The 20,232-nt window shown below is 53.5% G+C and carries 16 protein-coding genes; 15 read left to right on the plus strand and 1 reads right to left on the minus strand.

Annotated features, from left to right (window positions below; genetic code table 11):
* Positions 1 to 579: 579 nt before the first annotated feature.
* Positions 580 to 1,038, minus strand: coding sequence for a hypothetical protein (locus CGZ75_RS25075; protein WP_176444681.1), 459 nt, complete (start codon positions 1,036 to 1,038; stop codon positions 580 to 582).
* Between the two features lie 80 nt (positions 1,039 to 1,118).
* On the opposite strand from CGZ75_RS25075, the gene CGZ75_RS05195 reads away from it, so the two are divergent.
* The 15 genes from CGZ75_RS05195 to CGZ75_RS05265 all read left to right on the plus strand — a co-directional run bounded on the left by CGZ75_RS05195 (position 1,119) and on the right by CGZ75_RS05265 (position 19,983).
* Positions 1,119 to 3,197 (plus strand): HelD family protein, encoded by a 2,079-nt coding sequence (locus CGZ75_RS05195; RefSeq protein ID WP_089523187.1) that lies wholly within the window; start codon positions 1,119 to 1,121, stop codon positions 3,195 to 3,197.
* A gap of 295 nt (positions 3,198 to 3,492) precedes the next feature.
* Entirely contained in the window at positions 3,493 to 4,335 is an 843-nt protein-coding gene (locus tag CGZ75_RS05200) for an EcsC family protein (protein ID WP_089523188.1), read from the plus strand.
* Positions 4,336 to 4,339: 4 nt separating this feature from the next.
* Positions 4,340 to 5,650 carry a nitric oxide synthase oxygenase gene (locus CGZ75_RS05205; RefSeq protein ID WP_089523189.1) on the plus strand — a complete coding sequence of 437 codons (1,311 nt, stop codon included), beginning with the start codon at positions 4,340 to 4,342 and terminating at the stop codon, positions 5,648 to 5,650.
* 113 nt (positions 5,651 to 5,763) lie between these two features.
* Positions 5,764 to 6,849, plus strand: coding sequence for a substrate-binding domain-containing protein (locus CGZ75_RS05210; RefSeq protein WP_176444682.1), 1,086 nt, complete (start codon positions 5,764 to 5,766; stop codon positions 6,847 to 6,849).
* Entirely contained in the window at positions 6,846 to 8,294 is a 1,449-nt protein-coding gene (locus tag CGZ75_RS05215; RefSeq protein ID WP_089523191.1) for a sensor histidine kinase, read from the plus strand. Before CGZ75_RS05210 ends, CGZ75_RS05215 begins: the two co-directional genes overlap by 4 nt.
* Positions 8,269 to 9,612 (plus strand): AraC family transcriptional regulator, encoded by a 1,344-nt coding sequence (locus tag CGZ75_RS05220; RefSeq protein WP_089523192.1) that lies wholly within the window; start codon positions 8,269 to 8,271, stop codon positions 9,610 to 9,612. Before CGZ75_RS05215 ends, CGZ75_RS05220 begins: the two co-directional genes overlap by 26 nt.
* A gap of 228 nt (positions 9,613 to 9,840) precedes the next feature.
* Positions 9,841 to 11,241 carry a sugar porter family MFS transporter gene (locus CGZ75_RS05225; protein WP_089523193.1) on the plus strand — a complete coding sequence of 467 codons (1,401 nt, stop codon included), beginning with the start codon at positions 9,841 to 9,843 and terminating at the stop codon, positions 11,239 to 11,241.
* Positions 11,242 to 11,640: 399 nt separating this feature from the next.
* Positions 11,641 to 14,616, plus strand: coding sequence for a hydrogen gas-evolving membrane-bound hydrogenase subunit E (mbhE, locus tag CGZ75_RS05230; protein ID WP_089523194.1), 2,976 nt, complete (start codon positions 11,641 to 11,643; stop codon positions 14,614 to 14,616).
* The gene (locus CGZ75_RS05235) at positions 14,617 to 14,955 is read left to right on the plus strand and encodes a Na(+)/H(+) antiporter subunit C (RefSeq protein WP_089523195.1); all 339 of its coding nucleotides are present in this window, start codon (positions 14,617 to 14,619) and stop codon (positions 14,953 to 14,955) included. It begins immediately after the preceding gene.
* Positions 14,948 to 16,576, plus strand: coding sequence for a proton-conducting transporter transmembrane domain-containing protein (locus CGZ75_RS05240; protein ID WP_089523196.1), 1,629 nt, complete (start codon positions 14,948 to 14,950; stop codon positions 16,574 to 16,576). The genes CGZ75_RS05235 and CGZ75_RS05240 overlap by 8 nt, the downstream gene beginning before the upstream one ends.
* A gap of 8 nt (positions 16,577 to 16,584) precedes the next feature.
* On the plus strand, positions 16,585 to 17,061 hold the full coding sequence (locus CGZ75_RS05245) for a Na+/H+ antiporter subunit E (protein ID WP_089523197.1): 477 nt from the start codon (positions 16,585 to 16,587) through the stop codon (positions 17,059 to 17,061).
* Positions 17,061 to 17,336: a Na(+)/H(+) antiporter subunit F1 gene (locus CGZ75_RS05250; RefSeq protein ID WP_089523198.1), complete on the plus strand. Its 276-nt coding sequence runs from the start codon at positions 17,061 to 17,063 to the stop codon at positions 17,334 to 17,336. Before CGZ75_RS05245 ends, CGZ75_RS05250 begins: the two co-directional genes overlap by 1 nt.
* Positions 17,329 to 17,721: a monovalent cation/H(+) antiporter subunit G gene (gene mnhG / locus CGZ75_RS05255; RefSeq protein WP_089523199.1), complete on the plus strand. Its 393-nt coding sequence runs from the start codon at positions 17,329 to 17,331 to the stop codon at positions 17,719 to 17,721. The genes CGZ75_RS05250 and mnhG overlap by 8 nt, the downstream gene beginning before the upstream one ends.
* Before the next feature lie 152 nt (positions 17,722 to 17,873).
* Positions 17,874 to 18,437 carry a hypothetical protein gene (locus tag CGZ75_RS05260; RefSeq protein WP_089523200.1) on the plus strand — a complete coding sequence of 188 codons (564 nt, stop codon included), beginning with the start codon at positions 17,874 to 17,876 and terminating at the stop codon, positions 18,435 to 18,437.
* Positions 18,438 to 18,489: 52 nt separating this feature from the next.
* A complete protein-coding gene (locus CGZ75_RS05265; RefSeq protein WP_089523201.1) occupies positions 18,490 to 19,983 on the plus strand; it encodes a methyl-accepting chemotaxis protein in 1,494 nt (497 codons plus the stop codon).
* Positions 19,984 to 20,232 lie beyond the last annotated feature (249 nt).

Genomic DNA, 20,232 nt, shown 5'->3' on the forward strand with positions numbered 1-20,232 from the left:
CCAACCAAGTAACAATTGTTACTTGAAACCATCGCCGCAGGCTCCGCGAAGCAAACCAAGTAACAATTGTTACTTGAAATCATCGCCGCAGGCTCCGCGAAGCGAACCAAGTAACAATTGTTACTTGAAACCATCGCCGACGGCTCCGCGAAGCGAAGCAAGTAACAATTGCTACTTGAACCCATCGCCGCAGGCCCCGCGAAGCAAACCAAGTAGCAATTGCTACTTGAAATCATCGCCGTAGGCTCCGCGAAGCGAACCAAGTAGCAATTGCTACTTGAAATCATCGCCGCAGGCTCCGCGAAGCAAACCAAGTAGCCATTGCTACTTGAAATCATCTCCGCAGGCTCCGCGAAGCGAACCAAGTAACAATTGTTACTTGAAATCATCGCCGACGGCTCCGCGAAGCGAAGCAAGTAACAATTGTTACTTGAAATCATCTCCGTAGGCTCCGCGAAGCGAACCAAGTAGCCATTGCTACTTGAAATCATCGCCGCAGGCTCCGCGAAGCGAACCAAGTAACAATTGTTACTTGAAATCATCGCCGCAGGCTCCGCGAAGCAAACCAAGTAACAATTGCTACTTGAAATCATCGCCGCAGGCTTCGCATGAGCGAACCAAGTAACAATTGTTACTTGAAATCATCGCCGCAGGCTCCGCGAAGCGAAGCAAGTAACAATTGTTACTTGAAATCATCGCCGACGGCTCCGCGAAGCGAACCAAGTAACAATTGCTACTTGAAATCATCGCCGTAGGCCCCGCGAAGCAAACCAAGTAGCAATTGCTACTTGAAATCATCGCCGCAGGCTCAGCGAAGCGAAGCAAGTAGCAATTGCTACTTGAAATCATCTCCGCACCGCCAACCAAGTAGCCATAGCTACTTGAAGCCAGCCACTTACCTGCCCCTACCGCAGCGCGGGGCCATCGAACTTGTGTGAAGCAGCACCTCGCGTCAGCTTCGCCTAAAAAGCCCGGCCGAGCTAACGCGAGGCGCAGCCCCCCTGCAGCCCCCCTCCCCCGCCCAACACCACTACTCAACAATCCGTTGCTTATCGCGAAATGGTTGTGGTATAGTTTTCTTTCTCTTTTCTAATGGAACCCTTAGGAGGTAACTGACAATGAATGCTCAAAGTGCCTATCAAGCGGAAGAAGCGCGGCTCGAGGATGTTGTGAAAGACATTAGGACTCAACTCGGCAGCATCGGCCCCCGCTATACCGGTGACGACTTCACGGAGCAGATGCTCGATCTGCAACAAGAAGAGCGTCGCCAGCGGCTTGAACTTGCGCGCAAAGAAGCTTATTTTGGACGGATTGACTTTCAAGAAGAGGGCAAAGCAGAGCCCAAGCCGCTCTACATCGGCAAAGCCGGCGTAGCCCGGTCCGCCTCCAATGATCTGTTAGTCATCGACTGGAGAGCGCCGGTCTCCAGCTTGTTCTACTCTTTCAGCGGTGGGGAAGCGCCGGTCAGCTATGAGTCGCCTGACGGTGAAATCGGCGGTACGGTGCATCTGAAGCGCAACCTGATGGTGCGCAAACAAGAGCTGCTACGCCTGGTTGACAGCTTCGTGAGCGGGCAGGAAGAGGACGCTGTCACGGATGATTTCCTCCTGTTCCGCCTCGGTGAAAGCAAAGACAACAAACTTCGCGACATCGTTTCAACGATTCAGCAAGAGCAGGATAAAATTATCCGTGCCGATAAAAACCTGGCCCTGTTTATTCAAGGGGTAGCCGGTTCGGGAAAAACGACGGTAGCTCTGCATCGTCTCGCTTTCCTGCTCTACCAGTATGCGGGGCGAATTCGCTCCGAGCGAATGATTATTTTCGCACCTAACCGGATGTTTCTCGATTATATTAGCGGTGTGTTGCCGGAGCTTGGCGTTGGTGATATCGTACAGACGACGTTTGCTGACTGGGCGATTGAACTGTTGCAAAAAGAAGTCACACTGCGCCCTCCTGCGGACACGCTGGAATATTGGTTCGAGCAGCCGCATGACATCGACGAATATACAAATGCATCCGGCCGCCTGAAGGGCAGCGCTGATTTTAAGGAAGCATTGGATCTCAAGCTGAGCGAGCTTGAAGCATCGCTGCTGCCGACGGAGCCATTTGAGCCTCTACCGGGCTGGCGGCTGTCGCCTGAGCGGATGAAGGAATGGCATGAGACGGATTACGGTGAAGAATCGATCATGCGCCGTCGAGAGCGGATGGTCAGTCGGATCAAGCGCTGGTTGGAGTCCGAGCTGAAGGCGAGGAACGTCACGGACAAAAAAATCCGCGCAAAAGCGGTCGCCAAGCTAAACTCCTTCACAAAGCGGATTCCTTCGTACACGGCTCCTGAGCTGTACCGCAAGCTGCTCGAGGGTAAACAGGGGGCGTCGCTTTTGCCGGCATCACTTGCCAAGTCGACAGCAACGCGCTTCAAACAAGGTGAGGCGGAGGTCGAGGACCTGGCGCCGCTTGTTTACCTGCATATTAAGCTGCATGGACTTGGTCGGTCTTATTTTGACCATATCGTCATCGATGAAGCGCAAGACTATTCGCCGTTCCAGCTAGAAGCGTTGCGTCTCTGCCAACAGCAGCCGTCGATGACGGTGCTTGGCGACTTGCAGCAAGGCATTCACTCTTACGCCGGTATCAGCGACTGGAACGAGCTGAGCGGACGCCTTCCCGAAGGAAGCACGGGTTATTACGAGCTGGATCGCAGCTATCGCTCTACGACGGAAATCATCGACTTTGCTAACCGAGTGTTGTCCGGCATGTCTGGTACGGTTAAGCCAGCTGTGCCTGTATTCCGTAGCGGCGATACCGTAGTTATGGAACCATGCACGGATAGCGGCTGGGGCGGACGTCTCGCGGAAGTTGTGCGCAGCTGGCAGGAAGAAGAGGTTTTCCAAACCATTGCTGTCATCGGGCGTACAGAGCGGGAATGCGAGGAAATCCATCAAGCGCTAACCCATGCTGGACTGCAAGCTGCGCTCGTGAACGTTCGTCAACCGGCGTATGGTGGAGGTTTAACCGTCGTGCCTGTGTATTTGTCAAAAGGTCTGGAGTTTGATGCGGTGTTAATCGCCGACGCCGGACAGTCGGCCTATGGGCCGATGGACGCCAAGCTGCTTTATGTCGGCTGCACAAGGGCGCTGCATCGGTTGCGGTTGCTGCATCGAGGCGAGCCGACTTCGTTGGTGGGCGAAGCTTAAAGCAGCTATCTGCGAAAGCTCCTATCGCGTCGCTTTCATCCAGCCCCTGTGGCTGATTGAGAAACCACACAAAATGACCTCCTCCCAGGTTTAATGATGGGAGATGAGGTCATTTCTCTTTTTCATCGGATTTGATTGGTTTAATGAACGCTCTATTATTTCTCTAAATGTGGGCATGAATAATGGGAATACAGGGTAATTAACCCTATGCTCGCAACCGCAGCCCTTGCTGCGGCGTATAGAGCACCATTCATCCATATTGGGATGTCGTGCGTTTCACTTAAGGAGGAGAAAGATGGACGGGATCACGGATCAGATGGGGACCGGAACTCGCCTGGAGTCGCAAGAGCAACTGCGGCTGGCACTGGTTGAGGTGGAAAAATGGGAAAAAGAACAGAAAAACCTGATGATATGGGATCGGCTGTCACGGCTGCCCTTTAAAATGCTGGATAAGATTACTCCGAAAATCATTCATGAAAAGCTTGGCTTGGCGCTGGACGAGCTCGGCGGTTATATCCAAAATGGCGGCAAGTACCTCGTTGCTGGCCGTAAGGTAGGCTCAATGCTCAAAGAAGCGGATGAGGCGGCCGGCGGAGACGGCAGCGGACCGTATCCGCTTGCTGTCATGAATGCGGCGTCGGCGCAACTAGCCAGCGAGCGGACTTTGTTCGCGACAGCTCAAGGCGCGACGACTGGTTTTGGCGGTGTGTTTACGCTGGCGATTGATATTCCGGCGGTGCTCGGTCTTTCGCTCAAGTCGATTCAGGAGATCGGGCTCTGCTACGGTTATGATCCGACGCTGAAGGAGGAGCGGATTTTTACAGTGAAGGTAATGCAGTTCGCATCCTCGGATATTGTCGGAAAACGTGCTATTCTAGAGGAAATGACCCGTTCGGCTGACGCGACGGGCGATGATGCGGCAAATGCCGCTGTTTCGCGTATTCAAGGCTGGCGGGAAGTCATCACCGTTTATCGAGATAACTGGGGCTGGAAGAAGCTGCTTCAGTCCGTGCCGATAGCAGGACTTTTTTTCGGAGCTTACTTGAATCGGGGCATGTTGAAAAATGTAACAGAGGCTTCCATCATGCTTTATCGCAAAAGAAGAATTATGGAGAGGTTAGCAGAAAGCGGGGAGTAGCAGCATGGATAGCAGCAGCGGCCGGGACTTGGCGGCAGAGGCAGAGGGATTCCTGCGCCAATTCGGCGCAGAATGTGGCAAAACAGTAGAATGGAGGGATCGGCGCATCGCCGCCGTGACCGAGCAGATCGAAACGGATGGTATTTATTCCCATTCGGCGGAGGAGCTGGCCTGGGGGGCTCGTGCTGCATGGCGCAACAACAGCCGCTGCATTGGCAGGCTTTTCTGGCATACGCTCGATGTGGTTGATGCTCGAGGTGCGCAGACCGAAGCCGATGCCGCTGAAGCGCTGCTTCGTCATCTGGATATGGCTTGGAACGGCGGGCGTATCCGCTCCATTATGACTGTTTTTGCTAGTACGGCTGCCGACAAGCCGGTTCACATCTGGAACCATCAGCTGCTGCGTTATGCTGGCTATCCATCCTTAGACGGGACAACGCCGCGCCGCGGCGACCCGGCTTCGGACGCTTTTACCGCGCTTTGTTTGCAACTGGGCTGGAGGGGCGAGGGCGGGGACTTTGATCTGCTGCCTCTCGTCATTAGCATCGGCGACGGGGAGCCGATATGGTTCCCGATTCCGGAACGGCTGGCTCCCGAGGTGAAAATCGAGCATCCCGTTTTTCCTGCGATCGGTGAGCTCGGCCTGCGCTGGTATGGGGTTCCAGTCATTTCGGATATGGCGCTGGAAATCGGCGGTATCGTTTATGCTGCTCCGTTTAACGGCTGGTATATGGAAACAGAGATTGGAACCCGCAACTTCGGGGACGCGGCGCGCTACAATAGGATCGGACCTGTCGCGGATGCGCTGGGCCTCGATCGCAGCAGTAACACGACGCTGTGGAAGGACCGGGCGCTGCTGGAGCTCAACCAGGCGGTCCTCCATTCGTTCCGCCAGGCAGGAGTCAGCATCGTGGATCATCATACTGCGGCGGATCAGTTTATGCGCTTCCAGCGGCAAGAGGCGGATCAAGGGCGAGAGGTTAGTGCCCGCTGGTCCTGGATCATCCCGCCGATGTCGCCGTCGTTGACGCCGGTCTGGCATGACAGCGGAATGCGTGAGCTTGATCTACGCCCGCGGCTGCTTCAGCTGGACAAGCCGGAGCGGCTACGGGGGCTGGAGCCTGTGGTGGACACGGAGTCGGTGCGGATGCAGGGGCTGGACCCCGGAACGGATGCGGAGCGTGAGCAATTGCAGGGGCTGGAGCCTGGAACGGATGCGGAGCCGGATTCAATCGCGGGTAAGGATGCCGCAGGCGGTTGCCCTGTGCAGGGAGCGGCTGGAGTTACGCGGCCGACTTGTCCGTTTCATTCGTGATAGCCGTTAATGAATTCTACTGATGTTTAACATCATCCCCTTCCTGGGCACGCCTGATGGCGCCCAGGAAGGGGATTTTCTTAGATAGATTCGCTATTAAGGGGGGATCAACCATGAATTCACGGGGATGGCTCTGGGCAATCGCCGCTTTGCTCCTGCTTTTCGCCGGATTAATGGGCGCATTCCTGAAAACAGGTCGCAACATTGGGGCGCTGCTTACTGCAGAGGAGTCGACGGTGCATGCGGCGCAGGCCAAGAAGCGCATCGTGCTGATCGGCCAGGAGCAGGGCAACCCTTATTGGGAAAGCATTCTGCAAGGCGCCGAAAGGGAGGCCAATTCGCGAGGAATCCAGCTCCGCTATATGGCTCCAGCGCGGATTAATCCCGAGGAGCAGATTCGGCTGCTCGATTATGCGATCAGCACCGCGCCGCATGCCATACTGGTGCAAGGATTAAATCGTCCTGAGCAAGGTCGATTAATTGAAAAAGCCGCAGATCAAGGCATTGCTGTGCTCGCTGTTGATGCAGACGAGCCCGGCAGCCGCAGGCTAGCCTACGTCGGAACAGATAATCTCGCCGCAGGCCGAGCCCTCGGCGAACTGATCGCCAAGGCCATTGGCGCAACAAGCGGCAAATCAGCTGGGCCAGCTGTGCAAGCCGGATCAGCCGAACCACCAGCAATAAATCAACCCACATCAAACCCCTCAAAACCTGACGCAACCGCCGAGGTTGGCGTGCTGGTCGCCAACGCCTTTTCCTACAGCCAGCAGCTGCGCCTAGAAGGGCTGAAGCAGGCTTTGGCCCGGTACCCGGGGCTGCGAATCACGGAAGTCCGTGAATCGGGCAACTCGGTTCTGAAAGCAGCGCAGCAAGGAAGAGAGCTGCTCCGCTCCGGCGGAAATGTCCGTGTTCTCGCCGGGCTAAGCGCATTGGACGGCCCAGGTCTGGCTATTTCTGCCGAGGAAGAGACAAGGAAGCAGGTTCTGGTGTATGCCTTTGATTTACTGGCAGAAACGGAACTGGCTCTGGAGCAATGCCGCATAACAGCAACGATGGTACAGGAGCCGGAGAAGATGGGGCGCGAAGCAGTGCGGCTCGCTGCACAATACGGAAAAGCTGAGGATCGACGTGAACTCGCCTTTACGCCAGTCCGTGTACGGACTTCTGCCGAGGCCCGCGAGGGGAGGGGTTGTCCGTGACAATCCGCAAAAAGTTGCTCGTGTTCATCCCCCTTCTTCTCCTGCTCGTAAGCGGAGTTGCCGCATTGCTGGTTCAGAGCGACTTGCTTGTCCGCAGCCGGTATGAGCAGATGCTGGAGCGGATGCTCCTTTACCAAAGAGCCGAGGATCTGGCAGAGGCGCAGCTCGCGTCGCTATATCGCTATTTGGCTGATCTGAAGCCGAAATCCCGCCAGGAGTTGGAACAGAACTCAGCCTTGCTGACCCGTCATACCACATTGCTGAAAGAAAGCGGAGCGTCGCTACTTAATGTTTCGGCATTGCCGCTAGCGGAGCAGCTGTTGTCACTCCAGCGTTTTTCGGGGGAAGCCCGCATCAGCGCCGAGTCAGGCAGCGAGGTGGAAGCTTTGAGGGGCTACGAGCAGGCAGAGGCTGTCTCCAGCTATATCCGCGAAGAGGTTCAATTATTGCTTGAGGGAAATATGGAATTTTATCAAGAACGTCGTCCGCAGCTGGAAGCGCAAACGGAGAGAATGGGCGCGCTCGGTAGTGCCTTGCTTGTAGTTATAACGATTCTCGGCGTTATTATCGCTCTATGGATATCGCGCAGCATTACGATTCCTGTTTCGAGGCTGGCGGGTTTGGCGCGTGAGCTGCAGTCGGGCAACCTAAATCCGCCGCGCCCTCTGCCTTCCTCAACCGACGAGTTAGGACAGCTGACGCGGGTATTTGAGGATATGTCGGTTGGAGTGCGGGAGCATGTTGAGCGGGAAAGGCAGCTGCTCGAAAAGGATCGGCTCGTCAAGGAGCTTGAGCTGAAGTCACTGCAAAGCCAGATCAATCCCCATTTTCTATTCAACACGCTCAATGTCGTTTCCCGGATGGCTATGCTTGAAGGCGCTGGCAAGTCCAGCGATCTGATCGTGTCGGTGTCCAGCCTGCTGCGCTATAATTTGCGCAAGCTTGACGAACCAGTCACGCTTAAAGATGAACTGACGCAAATCAGAGACTACTTTGCTATTCAGCAGGCGCGTTTCCGCGATCGGGTTAAGCTGACCATTGAGGTGGAGGATGCATCTCTGCTCCATCTCAGGCTGCCCGCCCTGACGCTGCAGCCGCTCGTAGAGAATGCGTTCCAGCATGGAATTGCTGATTTGGAAGGCGATGCTGAGATCGGCGTTAAGGCGCTCTATAACAAGAATGTTGCCACGATCATCGTATGGGACAATGGTGCCGGCATGAGTGAGGAGACGTTGGAGAGGCTGAGAAAAATGGAGCCCGCGCCAGCTAGTGAAGCTCATTCTGGTATCGGTGCGGCCAACGTGTTTCGTCGGCTTGAATTATTTTTCGGGCGCTCCCATCTGCTGTCTCTATCTAGTTCACCCGGCAAGGGCACGGTCATAACACTGAAGTTACCCTTATCGGCAAAGGAGGAGAAACATGATCCGGATTCTGATCGCAGATGATGAGCCGCTGGAGCGGGAAGGACTGGAATGGCTGCTGCGGGATCGTTTCCCGGGGCAATTCCGCTACTATCATGCTGCGAGCGGAAGGAGTGCCATCGAGCTGGCCGAGGAACATCATCCACAGCTTATTTTTATGGATATCAATATGCCGGGCATCAAAGGGCTTGAAGCAATTAAGGAGATCAAGCCGTCGCTGCCCGAGGCCAAAATCGTCCTGTTAACCGCATATGATTATTTCGGTTATGCCCGGGAGGCGGTTTCGCTCGGGGTCAACGAATACCTTGTCAAACCGGCGAGAAGGCAGGAACTCGGAGAGCTCGTGGAACGTCTGCTAGCCGAGCTTGAGGAGGAAAAGCGCAAACGCGCCGCTGAGCTGGAGCTGCGCCATCAGGTGTCACGGCTGCTGCCACTTGCAGAAACGGAGTTGGCGCTGCTGCTTATGGTGCAACATACTTCGGTAGAGGAGGCGGAACGTCTGGCCGATTGGATCGGGTTTCCGCTAGAAGGGGGAAGCGCGGTCGTAGCGGCATTGCCTAACGATTTTGGCGAGCAGGAGTTGCGCCGTGCCTACGATTGGCTGCGGCATTATGTGTCGACGAGCGGGCTAAAGGCGGCATGCAGCTCACTCATTGACGGCCATGCGGCCATTTTCCTGCATGGGCCTCCAGAGCTTGGAACGGACAAGTGGCGCGCTGCCTGTCAGGATTTTGCAGACGGGCTTTGTGCGGGTGCGCAGCGCCAGGTCGGAGCGACGTTGCGTGCCGGAATCGGCTCGCTGCGAAGCGGAGCGGATGGTTTGCATCGCTCGTATTTCGAGGCTGTATTCGCCTCTGCTTGTGAGACGGAGTGGGGCAAAGCCTGCCATTTCGATGAATTGAAGGAGCTGAACCGCGTTAGTCTCTCTCATGCCAACGATACGGACTCGTTAGAGCGAGAGCGGCATTCCTACGTGCAGGCTGCGCTGCAGCGCAGTCGCGAAGAGCGGGAGCAGCAAACTTATAGCGTGCTTGACCGGGCCAAAGCCTGCATCGAGGAAAGATACACCGAGGATCTGTCTCTGGAGGATGTCGCGGAGCATGTACATCTCAATTCCTATTATTTAAGCAAGATTCTGAAACAGCAGTTCGGAGAATCTTTTATCGATATGCTGACCCGCTTGCGGATTAGCGAAGCGAAACGACGACTGGATTCCCACAAGGAAGTCAGTCTTAAGGAACTTTGCTTCGACGTTGGTTACAAGGACCCGAACTATTTTAGCCGTGTGTTCAAAAAAGTGACCGGAATGACTCCGACCCAATATCGCACCCGTTCCAATTGACTGGAACTCTACGTCCATGCTGACCGCATGGACTTTTTTGTGTTGTTCGCCACAAAAAAATGCTAGCCGTCAATCGCTTGGGCGAGAGCGGCTTCCAATCGCAAAATCGTGCTGCTCACGGGCAAAAAGATGCAGATGAATATTCCGTTATGGGTACGATCATAATGCTATACTGCAGGCGTAAGCGGTTAAACCGCGCTGAAAACGTTTCCTGAAGGGGTTGAAATAATGACATCTGTAGTTGGAACCAATGGCTCTGATTCAAAGCCTAATATGGTTTATGTCACGCTCGTTTCTCTCATTGCGGCGCTTGGGGGGCTGTTGTTCGGCTTTGATACTGCGGTTGTATCCGGTGCTCTCGGCTTTTTGACCGAACGGTTTACGCTGACCGGCTTCCAGCAAGGCTGGGCCGTTTCCAGCTTTATTATCGGCTGTATCGGCGGCGCATCTGTATCAGGTATGCTTGGCGACCGCTTTGGCCGCAAAAAAACGCTAATTGTCGCCGCGTTCATCTTCATGATCGGTACGGTTGGCACGGCATTGGCCGGAAACTTTGACATTTATATCGTGTCAAGAATCATTGGCGGTATCGCGATCGGCATTACGTCGGCGCTTGCACCACTTTACAATGCAGAGATTGCTCCAGCTAAGTACCGCGGCCGTCTTGTAGCGCTGTACCAGCTTGCAATTGTCACCGGGATTTTTCTTACTTATTTTGTAAACCTCTGGATTATCGGCTTCGGCAACGATGCTTGGGATGTATCCGATTCCTGGAGGTGGATGTTCGGGGCGGGAGCAGTTCCTGGGATTGTCTTCCTTGTTCTGCTGTTCTTTGTTCCTGAAAGCCCGCGCTGGCTCGCTAAAAGGGATCGTGCAGCAGAGGCGCTGCCTATTCTGGTAAAAGTTCATGGGGAAGAGGCAGCTCGGCAAGAGGTGCTGGACATGAAAGAATCGTTTAAAAACGAGGGGACCGGGTCGTATAAAATGCTGTTCAAGCCCGGCCTGCGTATGGCGCTGCTGGTCGGTGTCGGACTTTCGGCCCTGCAGCAGCTTAGCGGCATCAATGCAGTCATGTATTATGCTCCGGAAATTTTTAAGCAAACCGGCCTTGGAGCAGATGCTTCCCTCGTACAAACGATTCTGGTCGGAGCGGTCAACTTCGCCTTTACGATTCTCGCGCTTTGGCTAATCGACAAGGTTGGCCGCAAAATATTGCTGCTCGTTGGCACATCTGTGATGACGGTGGCTTTAGGTATTATTGCGTATGCCTTCCAGACGGACATGACATCCGGCCCCATTATTTTGATCGCCATCTTGGTTTACGTTGCTGCTTTTGCCGTATCACTTGGCGCCGTGCTGTGGGTAGTTTTATCGGAAATTTTCCCGAGCGAGATCCGCGGCAAAGCGGTAGCAATCGGTACGATGATCCATTGGATGTTTGATTACGCCGTATCGCAGTCGTTCCCACCGTTGCTGCAAACGACAGGACCGGCATTTGTGTTCGGGATGTTCGGCGTCATGACGGCGGTTGCGTTCCTGTTCACTCTGCGGCTTTTGCCCGAAACAAAAGGGCTCTCGCTGGAGCAGATCGATACAATGTGGACGGCCAAGCCATCCGGTAAAGCTTGACAGCATTGAACAGCCCCGATAAGATTAAACTAATTTAATACCGATTCACATGGAGGAGCCTGCCAACAGCGGGCTCCTTTTGTCTTTTTTTGGATCTCAACGAAATCGCCATGGGTTCTCGATCAGCCCGAGCCCCAGATCAAGGCGGCTGATCTCGGTTTCGTCAGCTGATTTGAACTCTGTATTTGAGGAGGAATAGGCTCTCTGAGTTACGTTAGCGGCCAATTTGCGCGGATATACCCACTTGTCTGCGATTATTACCCTTCCAAAGAAGAGAGAAGCCGCAGCGACTCCTTTACAGGACCCCTTTAATGGGTATAGAACATATAGCGCTTTAATTAAGTTAAGTCAGGATAGGAGATACTGGAAATATTGAATCATTTCAACTGTTGAGGAGGTTTGTCATTGCTTCACTTTTTCCTTTTACTGCCGTTTCTTCTCGCAGCGATGCTGCCCTTATTAAACAAGCTAACCAAGGAGCTGCATCCCGGCTGGCTGGCGATGGCAGCACCTGCTTTTATGCTCTTTTACTTCCTTTCTCGCATCCCTGAAGTTTCAAAAGGTCGCAGCTTAACGGCGTCTGTTCCCTGGATACCGAGTCTCGGAATCAATCTGGACTCCAATCTGGACGGGCTTGGCCTGCTTTTTGCGCTGTTAATTAGCGGCATCGGCGCACTCGTTGTCCTGTATTCGATCTCTTACCTTCATCCACGGAAGGAAGCGGTGACGCGATTTTACGTTTGCCTGCTCCTGTTCATGGGAGCGATGCTCGGCGTGGTGCTGTCTGATCATCTCATCGTACTGTACGGCTTTTGGGAGCTGACAAGCATTACTTCTTTTTTACTGATCGCTTTCTGGCATAAAAGGGAGGTTTCCCTGGCAGGAGCGCTTAAATCGCTGCTAATTACCAGCTTTGGCGGGTTGGCGATGTTGGCCGGTTTCCTGCTGCTTGGTTTGGCTGGCGGCAGCCTGCGCGTGTCGGAACTGATCGACTCTTCAGCCGTGCTCGCGGCGAGTCCGCTTCTCTTGCCAGCTATGCTGCTTATCGCGCTGGGCGTATTGACCAAATCGGCGCAATTTCCGTTTCACATCTGGCTTCCCGATGCGATGGAGGCGCCGACGCCAGTCAGCGCCTACCTTCACTCCGCGACTATGGTAAAGGCCGGTCTATACTTGGCGGCCAGGCTAATGCCGATTTTTGCCGGGCAAGCGCCCTGGTATATTTTGCTCACTACAAGCGGACTTATCACGTTGTTATACGGGGCGTTCCGGGCGATCAAACAAACCGACCTCAAGGCGCTGCTTGCCTATTCTACGATCAGCCAGCTTGGTCTCGTGTTAACGCTGCTTGGACTGGGTTCGGTTTATCCGACTGGCTCTACTCATGAATATGCCGTGTATAGCACGGCAGCGGCGGCAGCGGCTCTGTTCCATCTTGTCAATCACGCTGCCTTCAAAGGCGCTTTGTTCATGACGGCAGGCATCGTCGATCATGAAACAGGAACGCGCGATTTGCGGCAGCTGGGCGGCTTGTTACGCTTCATGCCGTTAACCTTCACCGTCGCGCTTGCGGCATCATTGTCGATGGCTGGCGTTCCGCCGTTCGGCGGATTTATGAGCAAGGAGCTGTTTTTCGGCTCCGCGCTGGATGCCATGCGCTCGGGCAGCTGGGGCACGGCTGCATTTCTCATTCCTGTTATCGCTTGGACAGCGAGTGCGTTTACCTTCGTGTACAGCGCTATTTTTGTCTGGCGCACATTCGGCGGCAGCAGAAGGGGGGAGCAGGCGGATGCATCGCATGCGGCAGTGCAAGAGGCACCGCATAAGCAGCCGAATGATGCACGGCATGCAACGATGCGTGCGCCAGTGCAAGAGACTCCACAAGATGCACGGTATGAGACTCTGCAAGAAACTCCGCATGAAGCGCCGCTCAGCATGCTGCTCTCGCCGATGCTGCTCGCTGCAGCAGCGCTCATCTTTGGCCTGTTCCCAGGCTCCATCGGCCCCAATGTGTTGCAGCCGGCGCTTGACTCGCTGCAGCCTGGGGCAGCTGAAGCATTCACTGAACTCTCTTTATGGCATGGCTGGACGCCAGAGCTGCTCATGACGCTGGGTGTGTTCATCGTAGGCGGCGCGTTATTCCTAATTGCTCCGCGAGTTCCACTGCTGAATCGGCCGTTGCGCGTACTGTTCAGTTGGAATGGTGTATTCAAGGGCGGGCTTCGGAATGCCGATCGCGCTTCGGAACGGCTAACCTCCCTGTATCTGACCGGCTCGATGAGGCATTACGCCAGTTATGTATTTCTGTTTCTCATAGTTGCTGTTGCTGTCACGACCTTCATGACAGGCGGGTTCCGTATCAGCTTCAGCGGGATGGCGCCAGTCACCGTCTATGAAGGCATTGCGGTTGCGGCACTTATTGCGGCAGCGTTGGCCGTGCCATTTGCCCAATCCCGCATGATGGCGATTATTTTGACCGGAACCATCGGCTACTTGGTCGTGCTGTTTTTCGTCCTCTTCCGGGCGCCAGACCTGGCACTGACCCAGATGATCGTGGAAACAGTGTCGGTCACGTTGTTCCTGCTCTGCTTTTATCATTTGCCGGCGCTCAAGCGCGAAAAGATTGCCCTGCGCACAAAACTGATCAACGGATTGATCGCTGCAGCTTCCGGAATTGTGATGACGGTAGTTGCGCTCGGGGCGTTCAGCGGTCGGGCTTTCCCTTCCATTTCAGACTATTACTTGAAAAACAGCTATGAGCTGGCCGGAGGCAAAAACGTCGTTAATGTCATTCTCGTGGACTTCCGCGGCTTTGATACGATGCTCGAAATCGTCGTGCTCGGCATTGCTTCCTACGCCATCTATGGCGTCATTGGTTTGAAATGGCCGGAAGAGAAAGTTGTTGAAAGGAACGGGCTGCGAGAGCGCGAGTTCAGACTGATCTACGAGGATGCACGCAGCAATGACGTTATTTTGCAAACACTATCCAAGGTTATTCTGTTTCTAATCCTGACTTTCTCCTTTTATATCCTATTTGCTGGACATCATGAGCCGGGGGGCGGCTTCATCGGTGCCTTAATGACATCATCAGCACTCGTGCTGTTAAGCATTGCCTTCGGTGCAAAAACGGTTCGATCGGCACTGCCGCTCAATTTCCGCATCGTCACGGCCTGTGGCATCGCCGTAGCGTTGCTTACCGGCATCGGCTCGTTTGCTTTCAACATGCCGTTCCTCAGCCATGCATTCGGTTATGTGTATCTGCCTATTTTCGGCAAAAATGAACTCGCAACCGCCGTCCTGTTCGATCTGGGCGTTTATCTGACCGTTGTCGGCATTACAATGACGATTATTCTGGCCATCGGGAGGGACAAGTAAATGGAGCTTCTGCTCGCGCTCACCATCGGCATCTTGTTTGCCGTAGGCGTTTATATGATTCTTGCGCGCAGCTTGCTGCGCGTCATTCTCGGATTATCGCTGCTCACGCACAGCGTTCATTTGTTGTTGCTGACGATGTCCGGCCTCAAGGCGGGGGCGCCGCCGCTGCTCGGAGAAAAGGCCGACAGCTATGTCGATCCGTTACCGCAGGCGCTCATTCTTACTTCGATCGTCATCAGCTTTGGCGTTACTTCCCTGTATTTTGTACTGGCCTACAAGTCCTATCAAAAGCTTGGCACCGACGACACAGAGCAGATGAGGAGAGAAGCGGATGAATAATCTTGTGGTACTGCCCCTTCTGCTACCCCTCTGCACGGCTGTGCTGCTGCTGTTTTTCAAAGAGCGGATACAACTGCAGCGAATCATTAGCGCTGCCGGGCAAAGCGCAACAGCAATCGCTTGTGTGCTCTTGCTCGTCCAAACCGGATCAAGCGGCATACAGCTGTTAGCGATGGGCGGCTGGGCGGCTCCTTACGGCATCGTTTTCACAGCGGACTTTTTCGCGGCACTGCTCGTTACAGCGGCAACGATTACGGCAGGCTTTTGCCTCGCCTTTTCGTTCGGCACAGTAGGATCTGAGCGGGAAAAATTTTACTTTTATCCTTTCTTTCAATTTCTGATGGCTGGAGTAAATGGTTCTTTCCTGACCGGGGATTTGTTCAATCTATTCGTTTGTTTTGAGGTTCTGCTCATTTCCTCTTATGCGCTGCTTGTGCTCGGCGGCACTAAGGGGCAGCTGCGAGCGACCTTGAGCTATATGCTCATTAATATTTTGTCGTCCACACTGTTTGTAGCGGCAGTTGCTTATTTGTACGGTGTCACAGGTACGCTCAACATGGCGCATCTTTCAGTGCGCATAGCCGAAGCAGGGCAGGGGGGCATTTTGAATGTCATCGCCGTTTTGTTCCTTATCGTATTCTCTCTAAAAGCAGGCCTGTTCCTTTTCTTCTGGTTGCCTAGCGCCTACCAGGCTCCGCCGCCTGCAGTGTCAGCTTTATTCGCAGCTCTGCTGACCAAGGTTGGCATTTATGCACTTGTTCGAACGTTCACGCTGTTGTTCCCGGGTGATCCCGGTGTGACACATGTCTGGATCGCATGGATGGCTGGTGCGACGATGATTTTGGGAGCTGTGGGCGCTCTTGCGAGCAAAGATGTCATGCGCATCCTTAATTTCAACATCGTAATCAGCGTCGGTTTTGTTGCTTTCGGCTTGGCGGTCGCCAATGAAGCCTCGCTGCAGGGAGTGGTCTTTTATCTCCTTCACGATATGGCTGCCAAAGCGCTGCTGTTTTTGCTAGGGGGTATGATGATCCGTGAAGCCGGTGCTGATCAGCTGAGCGCCATGGGAGGACTGATTTCCCGAGCGCCATGGCTCGGCTGGATGTTCCTGGTCGCTGCGCTTGCGGCTGCTGGAATTCCTCCGCTAAGCGGTTTCGGCGGTAAGCTTTTGTTGCTGCAAGGAGGGCTGCAGGCGCAGTCCTACGTGCTGACCGCGATTTCTCTATTTTCCAGTCTTATTGTGCTGTACACGCTGGTTCGCCTGTTTATTAAAGCGTTCTGGGGCGAACAGCCGGCTGGGCCGGCAACAGCTGTAGTGGCGGAAGCAGATAGGGTTTCAAATGCCGCTGCAAAGACAGATGCACGAACAGATGCAGATGCACAAACAAAACCAGATGTAGCTGCAAATGCAGTTGCATTTGCAACTGCCGCAAAAGCCTCGCATGGCTCAGCCACCCAGCCCCGAAACACGTCACGCGGACATCTTGTTGTAGCTGGCGTGTTATGCCTGATCGTTGTGTTGATGGGTGTCGGCTCGGAGTGGATGGCACAAGCCGCCGCTGAAGCGGCGCGCACGCTCGTTGATCCGTCTGTTTATATCGAAGCTGTACTAAAGGAGTAGATGCCAAAGTGGCCTCCCAGTTTCTGATCAATCTGCTCATCGCGTTTCTGTGGATGTTTCTTTATGATGATCCCTCTTTTCCGCGCTTTATCGTCGGCTTTCTGCTCGGCATGGTCTTCATAGGCTTGCTCAACCGTTTTCTCAAAAGGGACTTCTACCTGCGCAAAGTAGTAGCTGTGCTGAATTTGCTTGGCATCTTTATTCGAGAGCTTTTTTTGTCCAGCTTCACGGTCATCTTTCAGATTTTGAAGCCAAAGCTGACGATCCGCCCAGGCATCGTAGCCCTCCAGACAGAGCTAAAATCGGACGGAGAATTAACGCTACTGTCATGTCTGATATGTCTGACCCCTGGCACGCTTACACTGGATGTGTCGGATGATAACCGAACTCTTTATATTCATGCGATGGATATCGGCGATGCCGAACAGCTCAAGCTGCAAATCCGCAATTCATTCGAGAAGGCAATCATGGAGGTGACTCGCTGATGGCGGAGGCGCTGCTGCAAACATCGCTCGTACTGCTCGTGCTTTCTATTACAGGCTGTATGTACCGTCTGCTCAAAGGACCATCCGTATCCGACCGGATAGCCGCCCTTGATACGATCGGCATCCTGATGTTGTCGATAATCGCGATTCTTGGCATGCTGATGCGGACAACCGCTTATTTAGATATTATTCTTGTCATTGGCGTGGTCAGCTTTATCGGAACGACGGCTTTCGCCCGTTATATTGAACGTGGGTTGGTGATGGAGGATGAATAGTGCGTATGGAATTCTGGCGGCTTTGTTTGTGCTGTTCGGAGCTCTACTCAGCCTGTTCAGCGCCTTAGGGCTGATCCGTCTGCCCGATGTTTACTTGCGCTCGCATGCTGCGACCAAGAGTGCCACACTGGGTGTATTGTTCATCTTATCAGGAGCTTTCCTGTACTACTGGTTAGTGGAAGATCTCGTCAGTTTCAAGCTGGTGCTCGGTATTGTGTTCGTGTTCCTGACTGGCCCCGTAGCGGGGCATCTGAATGCAAGAGCTGCCTACCGGACCGGTGTTCATCTTTGGGAACAAAGCACGCAGGATGACTTGAAGGAAGCGTTACAACAGGAGCGCGCCGAGGCCAAAAAGAATGCCGAAAAATCACACAAACTTCAATAGTTTAAGGCGATATCGACATATAACCTAAAATTTCCCTCTTTTATAGCCGAAAAAGACATAGATTGTGTTAAAGCCGAATTTCAAGCAGGAATTTTTGTAAAAACAAGGGAAGAAAGGATGGGTATGTTAAAGAACGAACTAGGGGGATTTATATGTTTAAAATAATCAGCCAGGAAAAGGAGCTAGCGCAGTTTCACTTTATTTGGATGACCGTGTGGAGAGAAAAGGGGTTTGAGTTTGAATTCGCGGAACGCGTGCTTGATCGCAGACTAATTCTGTCACCCCAAGGTGACTACTGCGGCACGGCTGAAATCAGGTCTTATGCGACCGAGGCAGCTGAGCTGGAACAGATCGCTCCCTTTTCATCCTTGCCGGAGATAGCGATGAATCCCGACCGCGTCGTGGTCGCTGATAAAATTGCACTGCTTCGGGAGCATCGGGGCAAATATATGAATGAAATGTTATCCTGCCTCGTTCACATGTCGGACAAACAAGGCGCGCTTTGGTGCGCAGCACTATTGGAGCCGGTGCTTAGCCGGGCGCTGCGGATCACATTCAAAGTACCCATGATCGTAATGGGAGAGAAGCAGCCGTACAAGGGAGATTACGTTGTGCCGGTGCTCATTCCTGTTGGGGAAATTATTAAAGATCCGGCGCGGCATCCTTGGCTGTCCTATAGCCATTGTTTTGAGGAGAATCAGCCCGCATTTGCATGAAGCTGTTGATTCCTGATGCATTATACTTCGTGTTGAGAAAGTGGCGGATGGAATGGATGTATCATTGACGGTATTGGACAAGCGTAACCGACTGTTTGTTAAATTGATCTGGGGTCTGCTGGCGTTAGGAGTCGCGGCGGATTATGGGGCAGGTTTACCGAGCTCTATGATCTGGATGTTAGTGATTATTGGAAGTTTGACTTGTGGATTCGCAACGCTTTTGACTTATATGCGGGTATTCAGATCTTCCATCATGTATTTGGTCGCCAGTATTTTAACACTGATCATCGTTCTGCTTATCGTTTCGGACCCTAATCCGATCGTCAGTACTTATTTCATGGTTTATGTGAACATTGGTTTGATGACTCTTTACGCGAACTATAAGCCGATTATTTTCTCTGGCGTGCTCGGAATGGGTGTCAGCACTTATCTGTATTTAACTCCAGAGTATAAAGAAAAGCTGTTTCCTGGTGAAAGTCTAACTTACCTGTATCTTTACCTGATCCTCTTTACGGTGAGTCTGGTTTTCTCCATGCGCTTCAGTGAGCGATTGCAGCGGCAGGTCGCAGAGGAAGGCAAAGCTGCTGCTGAGGCAAACCGAGAGTCTGACTTGCTTTTGGAGAAGATGAAGGATACCGTTATGACCTTGGACGACTTCAGCTCTCGCTACAGTGGAGAGGTAGCCGCAGCGGGACAAGTCTCGCGCGAGGTGACGGCCGCATTCGGCGAAATGAGTGCAGCCTCCGAGCATCAGTCAAGCGCCATGCAACGTGTTTCTGCATCGATTGATTCCGTCGAGACAGCGGTCGGCAGCTTGGCCGGTAAAACTTCGTCTTTGGCAGAACTTTCGGAAGAGACGACGGAGCTTGCTCGCAGCGGCAGCGAAGGTATGTCCCAATTGATGGGATCTATGAACCAGGTGGAGCGCATTATGGCGGGCTTGGTGGAACTGATGGAGGATATGGAGCGCCAGAATGCAAAGGTGGGCGACATCAACCGCAGCATTAGCGATATTGCCAGCCAGACCCAGCTGCTCTCGCTCAACGCCTCGATCGAGGCTGCCCACGCAGGCGAGCAGGGGCGCGGCTTCGCGGTCGTAGCCGATGCGGTAGGCAAGCTGGCCGATAGCTCCAGCATCGCGGCTGGCGACATCGCTGAGATTCTGGAGAGCACCCGGCAGCGTATGGATGCGGTCAGTGCTGTGGTGGCTGAAGGCCAACAGGCCGTACGAGCGAGCTCCGGGCTGACGGAGGAAGTTGGACATTCTGTCGGACGGATCAAAAGCAATAGCGACAAAGTGCTTGAGCATGCCGGTGCTTCCGTGCAGGCATCAGCGCAGCTGGAACAAGAATATCATCAAATCGCCGGTGATACGGCTTCCATGGCTTCTGTAACCGAGCAGAATCAGGCGTCAATGGAAGAGATCAATGCAAGCATGGCGGAGCAGCATAGCCAGATTGTAGGCATTGCCAGCGGTTATGAGAAGCTGAACGAGCTCGTAGCCGAGCTGAGGTATCTTGTTCAGCAACGGAGTACGGGGAAATAATGGTTGTTTCTCCTACGCATTAGCGTTTTGAAACATTGTTTACTCTCAGGTAGGTTATATTCAAACGGATCTGTTGTCGCTATCCAAGCGGAACAGGTCCGTTTTTTATTTAAAACTGGTTTAAAATGGTTTAAGGATAATTTTGGTAGTACGTAAATTGAAGTTGTGGTAATATATGCCTAATGAACTGGTAATTCTGGAGATTTTCACTCGAAATGGGGAAGCTGACCAAGCATGCTTGCACTGTTG

The sequence above is a fragment of the Paenibacillus herberti genome, assembly GCF_002233675.1.
Taxonomy (GTDB): domain Bacteria; phylum Bacillota; class Bacilli; order Paenibacillales; family Paenibacillaceae; genus Paenibacillus_O; species Paenibacillus_O herberti.

Coding starts and splice junctions, on each gene's coding strand:
- CGZ75_RS05195 (WP_089523187.1), top strand. CDS start 1,119: ATGAATGCTCAAAGTGCCTATCAAGCGGAAGAAGCGCGGCTCGAGGAT.
- CGZ75_RS05200 (WP_089523188.1), top strand. CDS start 3,493: ATGGACGGGATCACGGATCAGATGGGGACCGGAACTCGCCTGGAGTCG.
- CGZ75_RS05205 (WP_089523189.1), top strand. CDS start 4,340: ATGGATAGCAGCAGCGGCCGGGACTTGGCGGCAGAGGCAGAGGGATTC.
- CGZ75_RS05210 (WP_176444682.1), top strand. CDS start 5,764: ATGAATTCACGGGGATGGCTCTGGGCAATCGCCGCTTTGCTCCTGCTT.
- CGZ75_RS05220 (WP_089523192.1), top strand. CDS start 8,269: ATGATCCGGATTCTGATCGCAGATGATGAGCCGCTGGAGCGGGAAGGA.
- CGZ75_RS05225 (WP_089523193.1), top strand. CDS start 9,841: ATGACATCTGTAGTTGGAACCAATGGCTCTGATTCAAAGCCTAATATG.
- CGZ75_RS05235 (WP_089523195.1), top strand. CDS start 14,617: ATGGAGCTTCTGCTCGCGCTCACCATCGGCATCTTGTTTGCCGTAGGC.
- CGZ75_RS05240 (WP_089523196.1), top strand. CDS start 14,948: ATGAATAATCTTGTGGTACTGCCCCTTCTGCTACCCCTCTGCACGGCT.
- CGZ75_RS05250 (WP_089523198.1), top strand. CDS start 17,061: ATGGCGGAGGCGCTGCTGCAAACATCGCTCGTACTGCTCGTGCTTTCT.
- mnhG (WP_089523199.1), top strand. CDS start 17,329: ATGAATAGTGCGTATGGAATTCTGGCGGCTTTGTTTGTGCTGTTCGGA.
- CGZ75_RS05260 (WP_089523200.1), top strand. CDS start 17,874: ATGTTTAAAATAATCAGCCAGGAAAAGGAGCTAGCGCAGTTTCACTTT.
- CGZ75_RS05265 (WP_089523201.1), top strand. CDS start 18,490: ATGGATGTATCATTGACGGTATTGGACAAGCGTAACCGACTGTTTGTT.